This is a genomic window from Francisella philomiragia (genome assembly GCF_018135955.1).
GTDB lineage: Bacteria > Pseudomonadota > Gammaproteobacteria > Francisellales > Francisellaceae > Francisella > Francisella philomiragia.
Genome location: NZ_CP063138.1, coordinates 673,230 through 686,059, shown reverse-complemented (window position 1 = coordinate 686,059; position 12,830 = coordinate 673,230). Strand labels below are relative to the sequence as shown.

The following is a 12,830-nucleotide window of genomic DNA, read 5'->3' as shown; positions in this document are numbered from 1 at the left end:
ACTATAAGGTATAGATATGCAACACACGTCAGGTTTTTTAGATTTAGTAAACGATGCAAAAAGTAGAATACAAGAATGTACAGTTGATGATATCAACAAAATGAATGAAACAGAAACTCTTGATGGTTTGCTTATTGATACACGTGAAGAGTCAGAATTTGCAAATGGATACATTCCTAATGCTATTCATATTAGTAAAGGAATTATCGAAAGTGCTATTGAGTCAGCAGTTCCTAACAAAAATCAAAAGATGTATTTTTATTGTGGTGGTGGTTTTAGGTCTGCTATCGTAGCTGATAAACTACGTGAGATGGGTTATAAAAATGTAATCTCTGTTGATGGTGGTTGGAGAGCATGGAATGCTAAAGGCTATCCTACTAAATCACCTAATCAAGCTAGACCTCATGAGTTTTTAAGGCTTGTCAATAATGCTAAATCTGATATCAAAGAATGCTCTGTAACAGATTTATACGATAAGATAAACTCTAATGAGCTAGATGGTGTGATTTTTGATGTTAGAGAAGATTCTGAGTTCAATAGATTCCATATCCAAGGTGCTACCCATCTTAGCAAAGGACAAATAGAAGTTAAAATTGAAAGTCTAATTCCAAATAAAAATCAAAAAATATATTTATACTGTGGTAGTGGCTTCAGATCAGCATTAGCAGCTAAAAGCTTAAAAAGTATGGGCTATACAAATATTATATCTGTAGAAGGTGGAATCAATGGATGGTTAAATAATAACTTCCCTGTAACACAAGATTAGGATTTATATAATGTCATTTCGTATAGGTCATGGTTATGACGTGCACAAGTTCACATCTTCAAAGAAAAATATTATTATTGGTGGAATCGAGATTCCATATGAAATGGGACTAGAAGCTCATTCTGATGGTGATGTATTAATTCATGCTCTTTGTGATGCTATTTTAGGCGCATTAAGTCTTGGAGATATAGGTAAACATTTTCCAGATACTGATATGGAGTATAAAAATACTGATAGTAAATTTTTCTTAGCTGAAATAAAAAAAATGCTGGATGACAAAGAATACTCGATAAGCAATATTGATTGTACCATCATTGCACAAGCACCTAAAATGCTTCCTCATATAGAAAAAATGAAAGCTTGCTTGGCAAGTGTACTTGAAATACAAATTAATCAAATAAACATAAAAGCAACAACTACTGAACAACTAGGATTTATAGGTAGGAAAGAAGGCATCGCAACACATGTTGTTTGCCTACTAAATAGATAGTTATTTATCGGCTAAATTTTCAAGATAATTTGCAACTTCTTCTAGCTCTGCTTGGCAACAAAAAATACCTATATCATTATCTTCAAGCATATCTAGTATATATTTAACCCCTATTAACTCTCCATGTGAAATATAAGTTTTTGAGATGTCAAAGCCCTTTCTTTCTAAATCATCACGGATTAGCGTAGGTAACTCAAGAGGTTTTGCTCCTCTAAGATACTTCTCAGTTTCTTTGATAACCACGAAATCTATACCATGTTCGAGTATAATGTCATTAATTCCAGAAATTAAGTATTTGCGATCCCCTGTGGTTCCTATCATTAAATATTTCTTACCACCTTTATCGTAGGCTTTTATCATATTTAATAAAGCTTCCATACCAGCTTCATTATGGGCGTAATCAAGAACAGCAACTTTATTATCAAATTCAAAAATATTTGCTCGGCCTCTATTAACTTTAGGATCATTCTTGTAGCTTCTAAGCGCCTTTTCAATATAATCAAAATCAATGCCAAGCTTAAATGATAAAGCTATAGCAATCATAGCATTTTCAATATTATGCTTAGCAAAGCCTTTAACTGTTAAAGGAGCATCCACCACAGGAAGAATTTGCTTTTTAGATTTTTTATCAATCCATGTGAAAATACCATTCTCCACTACACAAGCATAATCAGCCTTTGACAAGTAGTAATCCATATCATGTTGATCAGGATCTTGTGTAACAATGATTTTAGCGCAACTTAATTTATCAAACTGCTGTTTCATATAGAAATTATCTAAATTGATTACAGCATGAGAGTCTTTGCCCATTGTTCGAAATACAATCGCTTTCGCTTCTGCTAGTTCTGCAACTGTTTCAATCCCATCTTCACCTAGATGATCTGCAGAAACGTTGGTAACAGCTGCTGCATTTACATAAGTCTCTATCAAGCCTCTCTTTAGGAGACCTCCACGAGCAGACTCAAGCAAAGCAACTTCTACTTTTTTGTTTGTCAAAACAAATTGATGACCTGTTGGACCAGAATAGTCTCCCTCATCTATCAACTCATCATTAACTTTAACCCAATCTGTAGATGTGTAACCAGTAAGCTTACCAGCAGTGCGACAAATATAATCAGTCAATCTAACTGTAGTTGTCTTGCCGTTAGTACCTGTCACAATTACAGCTGGAATATCATAAACTTTTGACCAGTCAACATCTTCAATTTTGTCGTTGTCTAGATCAAACTCATAACAACCAGTACCAGAACCAACAAAAGCTTTATTTTTATCTCTAAAAGCATTAAAACCTTTAGATTTAGCTAAATCATAGAGTTTTCTATAAGTTAAGTTCTTATCTTCATTTATCAAAGGTAATAACTTGTCTTTCGCCTCATCAAGAGACTTAAAAACACCAGTTTCAAAACCTTCTCTGACAGATAACCAAATAAAGTCAATAACATCACACGCTGGCATAGTAATATCTACAGGCGCGACCATCGCATAACGGACACCATTATTAAAAAACTTATGTGTCAATTTTATATACTCCCAACCAAGAGCTGGAAGTATCCTTTCTGCCTCTTGGTAGAAAAGTTTTGTTAATTTATCGCGATTATCTATAAGTGGTACATCTAGAACTGTTCCAGTTTCTTTAAAAAACAGATTAGGTCCAACAAGTCTACGTGAATAACCTTCAGGAATCATACAAAGGCTCCATTAAATAATAAAAACCAAACAATTAGTCATTATCTTCTTCATCGAAAATAACTCTAACACCACTTTCATCAGCTATAACACCAGCTTTGATAACCTCAGAGATCTCCAATGATAGACTAGGATCTTGAGCTATTACTGAAGCAGAGAACATCTCTCTTTTTTCAATTTTGTGCTCTTTCTTATCATCATCTTCATTCTTGTTAAAATAAATGATTTGTTTCCAAGTTCTCTTGAGCTTATCAGCAAATATAACAACCAAATCGCCATCCTGTGCAATACTAAGAGCATGATCTACAGCCTTCTGCTCACTTTGAATAGTTTCAATTCTAGAAGCATCAACACCAGCCTCAATCAATCCCTCTTTAAGCATTCTAGGAATTTCACCATCTGCTCTTCCACGAGTATCATCATCACCTTTACATATAAAATAATCATAATAAGGTGCTGCTGTTTTTGCTATCTCGTAGACATCTTGATCTCGTCTGTCACCTGGTGATGCTAATACACATATTTTCTTACCAGAAAATTCCATATTATCAATCATCTGACTTACAAGTTTGATTGCAGCAGGATTGTGGCCATAGTCCATAAGCACTTTGAATGGATGCTCTTCAAACCAGTTCATACGCCCTGGTGCTTGATAAAATGATGTAACAAACGTTCTTAGACCATCTCTAAGATCATCTAAACTCATACCCATACTATAACATATTGCAATAGCAAACATAGAGTTTTGAACATTATGAATAGCTTTGCCTTCCATAGTAGCTGGTATTAAATGAGTCCATAAAACTGGTATGTGAACATTATTATCAAAAATTGTAATCATGTCTCCATTAACACCTTTCTCGATGATACAAGCTTTTCCTCCAGCACGTATATGTTGCTTGACTAAAGCATGTTCTGGATTCATCGTTACATATAATATGTGCTTTGCTGTTACTTTAGCTGACATCTTAAGTACGTTTGGATCATCAGCATTTAATACTGCAACATCTTTTGCTGCTTGAGGAACAATACTCTTGACTTTAGCCAAATCTTCTAGTGTATTTATCCCCTTAAGACCTAAATGATCAGATGAAACATTTAGACATGCTCCAACATTACAATAATCATATCCCATACCACTTCTTAGTAATCCACCTCTAGCTGTCTCTAAGATTGCCATTTCTACTGATGGGTCTTTTAAAACCATCTGTGCAGAAGTTGGGCCTGTAGTATCTCCAGCAACTGTCAACTTACCATTGATATATACACCATCAGTAGTTGTTAAGCCTACGATCTTACCAGCATTTTTCCACATATGGGCAACCATGCGCGAAGTTGTAGTTTTACCATTTGTTCCTGTGATAGCAGCAATAGGAATTCTAGCGTTACCATACTCTTTAGGAATTAGCATATCAATAACAGCTCCCGCTACATCTCTTGGTTTACCTTCACTAGGAGCTACGTGCATTCTAAATCCTGGAGCAGCATTACACTCACAAATAGCACCACCAATATCATGGTATGATTGAGAAATATCATCTATCAAGAAATCAACTCCTCCAACATCAAGTCCTATAGCCTTTATAGCTCTTTCAGCCATATCTTTATTATCCGGATGGACTATATCCGTCACATCTATAGCAGTACCACCAGTTGAAAGATTAGCTGTAGATCTTAAATAGAAAATCTCTCCTTCTTTAAGGATAGTGTTTTCATCATATCCCGCTGCCTTTAACAAAGTCTTAGCCTGATAATCTAACTCTAATTTTGTTAAGACTTTCTCATGTCCGACACCTCTACGCGGATCTTCATTCACGATATCAACTAATTCTTTTATGTTATGCTTCCCATCACCCACAACATGTCCAGGTACTCTTTTTGCAACTGCAACAAGCTTACCATCAACTACCAACATTCTATGATCAAAGCCTGTAGCAAACTGTTCTACTATAACATATCTTGATACTTTGTTTGCTTCAACAAACGCATCTTTAATTTCTTGCATAGTCTTTAGATTAATAGATATACCGCGACCATGATTACCATCTAAAGGCTTAACTACTAATGGAAATCCTAAAATTTTTGCTGCTCTTAAAGCACCTTCATCTGTAGTTACCATTTTCTGCTTAGGAACAGGAAGCCCTAGACCTTCTAATATAGTATTAGTTTGATTTTTATCGCATGATAAATCAACCGCAATACTAGTTGTTTTACCAGTTATTGTTGCTCGAATTCTCTGTTGATATTTACCATAACCAAATTGCACTAATGACTGATCATTTAGTCTAAGATATGGGATATCTCTTTTTTTAGCAGCTTCAATCAATGAGGCTGTACTTGGTCCAAACTCTTTGCTTTGAGCAAATTTAATAAATCTAACCTTCTCATATTCAAAATCAAAGTCTTCATTCTTATGTTCTACTTGTTTCTTGAGCTCTTCAGGTAATAAAGATACTAATAAGTCTCTAGCTAACTCCATAGCTCTTAGACCAACATCTTTCTGTTTATATTCATAAACCATATTATAGTGACCTGCTTCGCCTGTCGATCTTGTACGACCATAGGTAACATCACTACCAGCCATATCTTGAAGCTCAAGTATTGCATGCTCCCAAATATGTCCCATCCAAGTTCCATCATCTTCTCTTAATCTGCGGATAAATCCGCCTTTCTCTCTATAAGAACAACCATGCTCTTCCAATCCTGGTAAACTATCCACAAGTCGATTTATAAAATCCTCACCAATCTTCGCAGATGGCCAGTTTTCAAGTACGCCTAAATCAATCTCATGCTTTATAACAGGAAAGTTTGCATAGATGTTAGGTCCCACATAAACATTAGTAGATAGTATTTTCATTTAAGACTCCTTAGATATTCAATGTTGTATACAGATAATATATACTTCACAAATCATGATACATAAAAATCATGTTCAAGAATAGCGGATTTTAATAAATCAATAAAAAATCATAAGGAAGAATATGAGATATGACTTTGGCTTTATAGCTATTGGTGATGAGATTGTTGACGGTGATATTGTTAATACAAACTCAAGTAACTTTGCTAAATATCTAGTAAGTAATGGGTTTGAAATAGGATTTCATATCAGTTGCAAAGATAGTTATGAAGATATTATTTCTAGCATTGATTTTCTAAGATCTAATCATAAAAATATTATTACTATCGGTGGTTTAGGACCAACTGAAGATGATTTAACCACAGAGTCCATAGCAAAATACTTCAAAAAAGACATGCTTTTGGATGATTCATCATGGCATAAATTAGAAAAAAGAATGCTAGCTAAATATGGCAAAATCACTTTGGGAACTAAAAAACAAGCTATGTTCCCTACTGATGCAAAGATTATAATAAATCAAAATGGTACTGCCAATGGATTCAAACTAGAGTTCGATTCTAATAGATTTATATTTGCTTTCCCAGGACCTCCTAAAGAATGTATACCAATGCTTGAAGCCTTAAGTTTAACCAATAAATCAAAAAACAGAAAAATAATCCGTAAACGATGGCATATTCATAATATAGGTGAGAGCCTGCTTGCCGAAAAGCTTGAAACTATAAAAGAAAAATATTCATTTGTTACTTTCAAATATAGAATTGCTGAAGGATTCATAGAGCTGAAATATTTTTACCCTGAAGGCTGTCCATATAGTGAAGATATTATCATAAATGTGGAGCACCGTTTAAAAGAGTATTTAAATACTAAGGTTTAACTGTTCTTTTTTATCAATGAATATAGCATCAACTTGCCATTCAAGTAATTGTTTAATTTCATCATCTGTGTAAACAGAATAAACAAAAACTTTACCAAATTTGCGTTTTAAATATTTAACTCTTGGATGAGTTAAGCAACTATAATTTATTATGACTGCTATATATCTGTTTTTAATAAAGTCTCTATAAAGCTTACCATCAATATACTCAAAATCCTTAACCCAGTTAGTGGTATAAAAAAGTTTGCCTTGAGTAAAATCTTTATGTCTTCTTAATTCTCTCATTACCACTTTTGAGAAGCTTGATAATAGAATCTTTGATTTCATATTTGGATAAGCTCCAAGAAGCCCTATAACTTTATTGACTAAGATCTTTTGATAATTTATGTTTTCATTGCTTACTTTAATTTCTAGATTCAAAAAAACATTATTATGCTCTGCCCACTCAAGATACTCTTTCAAAGCTAATACCTTTGCCTTTGATTTGACTACAGGATGAATAAGTTCTATAGCTTTTAGTTCAGACCATAACATATTTGTGACATTTTCAGAAATACTAGAAAATCTTTGTGGAGTATCATCATGAAATAAAAATAATTCTCCATCAGAACTCATTTGCACATCTGTTTCAAACCAGTTAAAACCAGCACTCTTAGCAATTTGAAAAGCTTCTATTGTATTCTCAACAGCATCACTATTAGCACCTCTATGAGAAATATATTTATCTACACGCATACGTTAAAAAAGATTATTAAACTTCGACTCGAATTATACATCAAAAAACATTATTAAAATAATTCCTTTTTATTAATTTATATTAAATATTTTGTTTTTTAATAATTATCTTAATCATGATATAATTTTCATTAATTTTGTGATTTATTTTAGTATAAATGATTGACAGTCCGTATATTAATAAGAAGCTGGCTTCTTTATTACTACATCGTAAACTCATAACAAGACAGCAGCTTGAAGAAATAAGCTTAGATAAGTCACTGGCTAAACAAGACTTTTTAGACTACTTAATAGATAATGAATTGATTGATAGTAGATCATTTATGATTGAGTCAGCGACTTTACTGCGCTTACAGTATATTGACTTAACAGCTATAAATGTAAAATTTTTACCTCAAGATTATTTTGATACCGAATTTTGTAATGAAAATAAATGCTTACCTCTATTCAAAAGAAAAAAAAGTGTGTATGTAGCAATAGCAAACCCTATCGATAGTCAAAAAATATTAAAAAAACTTCGTAGTAAATATAATTACTCTTTTACTCTAGTAGTTGGAGAAATAAATCTTATTCGAGAGAAAATTGAAGAATATGATCAATATCTAAAAGATGAAGGACATGTCGAGAGCGAGTCAAAACTTGAAGAGCAGATGAATGCAGGTGCAGAACTTGATATTGATTTTGTTGATGAGGGTGAGCGTGAAGGTGATTCGATAATAGGAAGTGGTGAAGACGAAGAAGCTCCTATTATTAGATTTATTAATAATACAATTGTTGATGCAATACAAAAAGGAGCATCGGATATACACTTTGAACCATATGAGAAAAACTTCCGTATAAGATATAGAATAGATGGTTTATTAATAGAAACTTTTAATACTAAAAAAAATCTCGGTCCCAAAGTCATATCGAGACTAAAAATCATGTCTAGTTTAGATATTGCAGAGAAGAGGATTCCTCAAGATGGTAAATTTAAAATCTCTCTTTCACGAGAAAAAGCCATCGATTTTCGTGTTAGTACATGTCCAATAAGTTTTGGTGAAAAAGTTGTACTTCGTATCCTTGACTCTAGCTCAACTCAAATACCTATTGAACAATTAGGTTTCTCAGAAACTCAAAAAGAGACATACTTAAAGTACATCAAACAGCCTCAAGGCATGGTATTAGTAACAGGTCCGACGGGTTCAGGTAAAACAGTTACTCTATATACTGGGATTAACATTCTTAATAAACCTGAGAAAAATATTTCTACAGCTGAGGATCCTGTTGAGCTTTTTGTAAAAGGTATCAACCAAGTTAATGTTAATAATAAACAAGGTCTAACATTTGCCGCAGCTCTTAAATCATTCTTACGTCAAGATCCCGATATAATCATGGTTGGTGAGATCAGGGATATTGAAACAGGCTCAATTGCGATTAAAGCATCTCAGACAGGTCACTTAGTTATGTCAACTCTACACACCAATAGTGCTCCAGAAACACTAAACAGATTAGTAGACATGGGATTGCCTAGATATAATATTGCTACCTCTGTAACATTAATTATTGCACAGCGTCTAACTAGAAAACTTTGTCCAAAATGTAAACTAGAAGATACAGAAACTGAATTTAAATTACTTGTTCAAGATAGTGGTCTTAATGATGAAATTTTAATAAAAACTTTTGGTACAACACTTGAAAAAGTTCAAAATTCAAAGATATATAAGCCCAATCCTAAAGGTTGTCCAAGATGTTTCAAAGGCTACAAAGGAAGACTTGGTTTATATGAGGTGATGCCTGTTTCTAGAGAAATTGCCAGAATGATACTAGAAGATAAAAACACTATGGATCTAGCAACACAAGCACAAAGAGAAGGTATTGCTACAGTAAGACAATCTGCCCTTGTGAGAGTTTCGGAGGGGTTAACATCTATGGAAGAGGCTTACAGAGTAAGTTAAAGGAATAAATATGCTATTTGGAAATAAAAACAAGAATAAAATAACTATTATATCTTGGAGTTTTAAGGCCAAACTTAAAAATGGTAAAACGATAAAAGGAGTTATTGATGCTGATACTAAGGAAAAAGCAGAAATTCAAATAAGACAAAAAGGTTACTCCGATATAAAAGTAAAAAAACAACCTAAGGACTTATTCCCTAAGAAAATATCTTACAAAGATATTACTGAAATGACTCGTCAGCTAGCTACAATGACTAAAGCTGGTATTCCTATTATTAAATCATTTGAAGTATTTATAATGGGTATACGTAAGCATCCTCGTCTAAAAATACTAGCTATTCAAATTAAACAAGCAATTGAAGGTGGAGAATCATTTTCAAAAGCATTGAGTAATTTCCCAAAAGTATTTGATAAACTATACGTCGGACTTATCACTGCTGGTGAAGAGTCAGGTAATTTAGATTTGATGCTTAATAAAATTGCAGATCAACGTGAAGCATTAGAAAGTATAAAAAAGAAAGTTAAAAAAGCCCTCTCTTATCCTATTGTTGTATGTGTCATTGCTGCTGGGGTAACAGGAATACTTTTAACTTTCGCAGTTCCAGCATTCTCAGCAATGTTTATAAACTCAGGTAAACCACTCCCTGCAATTACACAAATTACAGTCAATGCATCAAACTTTATGCAAGATTCATGGTGGAAGATTATCCTTGTAATATTTGTATCAATATCAGTATTTAAATCATTAAAATTTAGATTTCCAAAGATACAAATTGCCCAAGATCATTTTATGCTTAAAGTACCAATAATTGGTGAAGTTATTTTTAAATCAGCTTTAGCAAGATTTGCCAGCACTTTAGAAATTACTGTTCAATCTGGTATGAGCTTAACAAGAGCATTAGACATGGTTTCACTAGCAACAGGTAATGCAAAATATGATCAAGCAGCTATAGACATTAAAAAAAGTATTAGTGAAGGAGCATCATTTAAAGAAGCTATTGTTGAAACAGGAAATTTTCCTTTCCTAGTAGAACAAATGATAGCCGTTGGCGAAGAATCAGGCGCATTAGAAACTATGCTTGGAAATTTAAATAGAGTGTATCAAGAAGAAGTTGACACGCTTGTAGGAAGCTTAAGTTCGATGTTAGAGCCACTAATTATGATTGTTTTGGGTGGAGTTGTTGGTTTCCTTGTAGTAAGTATGTATATGCCAATGTTCCAAATGGGTGATGCAATAGGATAAAATTAGAAACTTTTATTTTCTATACTCGTTATTATGCACGTTAATTTTTTATTTGTATGTCAATCTTCAAGACTCACATAACATTTTTGTCTGATGTATTAGAACAATTTCAATTAGAGGAAATAGATTGATTGAGTTTATACAAACATTAAATTATTTATAAAATATAGCACGAGCCACATAAAAATTAGCCATAGTAAATAAGGACGATGACTTTTACAATTTATTACTACTTTAGAGAAACTTGTAAAAGGCAATCTAGTCATATGTTACTATAACCAAGATAGAGTATTTAGCATACTTTTAAAGAATTTAATATTCATAGTTAAAGATACTAATAATAATACTTTAGAGTTATCACAGAAAGAATTACAACCAAACTGTATAGTTTTTAAATCTAAGCATTGTAAGATTATAGCCGTACTAACCTTCTACAAAAAACATGATAATAAAGTGATATACAGAGCTTTTACAATGACGCAACATATAAATCATCTAAAGAAATCTAATTGCATTACTTAAGAATATTTTACTTTTTTTTAAAAAAATATAACTATAAATTTGATTAAAGTATTCTTTACTTTTAAAGGGAAACAAAGACCAAGCTAAATACTCATTAGAAAGAGCTCAAAGTAAAGTTATTTAAGACCCTAATCTGGTTTTTAGAAGATAATTAAAGCAATTAATAAGGATAAAATAAATTTATTATAAAAAAATTAGGCTCTTTCCAATTAACTGTGTAAATTCTTAATTAAGATGCTAGATTATTTCTAGCAAAATATTAAGGATAAAAACAATGTCTAAAAATAAGAAATCAGAAGATATTTACTCAATGCTAGCAGACCAGATACTAGATTCTAGAGTTGATGTTAACCAGATGTTTGAGAAAGATGGTTTACTCAAGCAACTGACAAAAAGGTTATTGGAAAAAGCATTAGATACAGAGATGAATAGTCATCTTGGCTATTCAAAGCATCAACGAAGCAATTCTTCAAATGCTAGAAATGGCTATAGCAATAAAAGCCTATCTACAGATAGTGGCAATATAGATATATTAGTACCTAGAGATAGAGAAAGTGAATTTGAGCCACAAATAGTTCCTAAAAGAGTAACAAAAATAAATGGCTTAGATCAAAAAATCATATCTCTGTATGCTAAAGGCATGAGTACTACAGATATCCAACAGCAACTATTTGAGCTGTATGAGACAGAGATAAGTACAAGCTTTATAAGTGATGTTACAGAAGCTATTATTAATGATGTTAAAGCATGGCAAAATAGACCGTTAGAGTCCGTTTACCCAATAGTATTTTTTGACTGCATAGTCGTTAAAGTTAGAGAGGATAAGCGTATTATTAACAAGGCAGTATATGTTGCACTAAGTGGTCACAAAGATGTATTAGGTCTTTGGATAAGTCAAAATGAAGGTTCTAAGTATTGGCTAGGAGTTTTTACTGAATTAAAGAATAGAGGCTTAGAGGATATATTTATAGCATGTACAGATAATTTAAAGGGTATGTCTGATACTATACAAGCTGTATACCCTCAAACAAAACATCAGCTTTGTATTGTTCACCAAATTAGAAACTCTTTAAAATATGTGCCTTACAAAGATAAAAAAGAAGTGGCAAGAGAGCTAAAGAAAATATATGACGCTGAAACCATTGATATAGCTGAATCTGAGCTTGAAAACTTTGCAAGCAAGTATGATGCTAAATACCCATTAATTTCAAAATCTTGGCTAAATAACTGGGATAATCTGACTGTATTCTTGCAATACCCTCCAAAAATTCGTAAAGTAATTTATACTACTAATGCGATAGAGTCGCTTAATAGTCAGTTTAGGAAAGTTATTAAAAATAAAAAAGTATTTCCTAAAGATGACTCTGTGTTCAAATCTTTATATTTGACTATAGATTATTTGACTAAAAAATGGTCTATGCCTGTGAGATATTGGAGTGAGGCTATGCCTTATTTCGCTATAGAATTTGAAGATAGAATTCAGAGATTTATGTAAGTGAATTTACACACTTATTTGGAAAGGCTCGAATAAATCTTTATCTTCTTTTGTTAAGTGTTAGTCGATATTGTAACGTGATTATATAAACTTTTGATCTATTTTTATCTAATTATAAATTTATTATTTTATCTTCTCAAAAGATAAATATATTAATAACAACTACGACAAATTAAACTTATATATTAAGGAATAACTATCCAATTCTTCAACTAACTAGTTTTT

At 32.3% G+C, this 12,830-nt stretch carries 9 protein-coding genes; 6 read left to right on the top strand and 3 right to left on the bottom strand.

From position 1 onward, the window contains the following. Nucleotides 1-16 precede the first annotated feature (16 nt). Entirely contained in the window at nucleotides 17-766 is a 750-nt protein-coding gene (locus IMS64_RS03290) for a rhodanese-like domain-containing protein (RefSeq protein ID WP_211490892.1), read from the top strand. A gap of 10 nt (nucleotides 767-776) precedes the next feature. Then, nucleotides 777-1,256: a 2-C-methyl-D-erythritol 2,4-cyclodiphosphate synthase gene (gene ispF, locus IMS64_RS03285; RefSeq protein WP_211490891.1), complete on the top strand. Its 480-nt coding sequence runs from the start codon at nucleotides 777-779 to the stop codon at nucleotides 1,254-1,256. Here the strand turns inward: ispF and IMS64_RS03280 are convergent, their stop codons facing one another. Continuing rightward, nucleotides 1,257-2,942 (bottom strand): Mur ligase family protein, encoded by a 1,686-nt coding sequence (locus tag IMS64_RS03280; protein WP_004287519.1) that lies wholly within the window; start codon nucleotides 2,940-2,942, stop codon nucleotides 1,257-1,259. A 34-nt stretch (nucleotides 2,943-2,976) separates the two neighbouring features. Beyond that, the gene (cphA, locus tag IMS64_RS03275) at nucleotides 2,977-5,799 is read right to left on the bottom strand and encodes a cyanophycin synthetase (RefSeq protein ID WP_211490890.1); all 2,823 of its coding nucleotides are present in this window, start codon (nucleotides 5,797-5,799) and stop codon (nucleotides 2,977-2,979) included. Between the two features lie 124 nt (nucleotides 5,800-5,923). On the opposite strand from cphA, the gene IMS64_RS03270 reads away from it, so the two are divergent. Next, entirely contained in the window at nucleotides 5,924-6,673 is a 750-nt protein-coding gene (locus tag IMS64_RS03270; RefSeq protein ID WP_211490889.1) for a competence/damage-inducible protein A, read from the top strand. Here the strand turns inward: IMS64_RS03270 and IMS64_RS03265 are convergent. Beyond that, a complete protein-coding gene (locus IMS64_RS03265; RefSeq protein ID WP_211490888.1) occupies nucleotides 6,656-7,408 on the bottom strand; it encodes a glycerophosphodiester phosphodiesterase family protein in 753 nt (250 codons plus the stop codon). The genes IMS64_RS03270 and IMS64_RS03265 overlap by 18 nt on opposite strands. Before the next feature lie 158 nt (nucleotides 7,409-7,566). Here IMS64_RS03265 and pilB point away from each other — a divergent pair, with 158 nt between their 5' ends. The 3 genes from pilB (at nucleotide 7,567) to IMS64_RS03250 (ending at nucleotide 12,605) form a co-directional block, all read left to right on the top strand. Continuing rightward, nucleotides 7,567-9,345, top strand: coding sequence for a type IV-A pilus assembly ATPase PilB (pilB, locus tag IMS64_RS03260; RefSeq protein ID WP_211490887.1), 1,779 nt, complete (start codon nucleotides 7,567-7,569; stop codon nucleotides 9,343-9,345). Nucleotides 9,346-9,355: 10 nt separating this feature from the next. Then, nucleotides 9,356-10,588, top strand: a complete 1,233-nt coding sequence (locus IMS64_RS03255; protein ID WP_004288007.1) for a type II secretion system F family protein — start codon at nucleotides 9,356-9,358, stop codon at nucleotides 10,586-10,588. A gap of 832 nt (nucleotides 10,589-11,420) precedes the next feature. Further along, the gene (locus tag IMS64_RS03250) at nucleotides 11,421-12,605 is read left to right on the top strand and encodes an IS256 family transposase (protein ID WP_430886730.1); all 1,185 of its coding nucleotides are present in this window, start codon (nucleotides 11,421-11,423) and stop codon (nucleotides 12,603-12,605) included. Nucleotides 12,606-12,830: the final 225 nt, after the last annotated feature.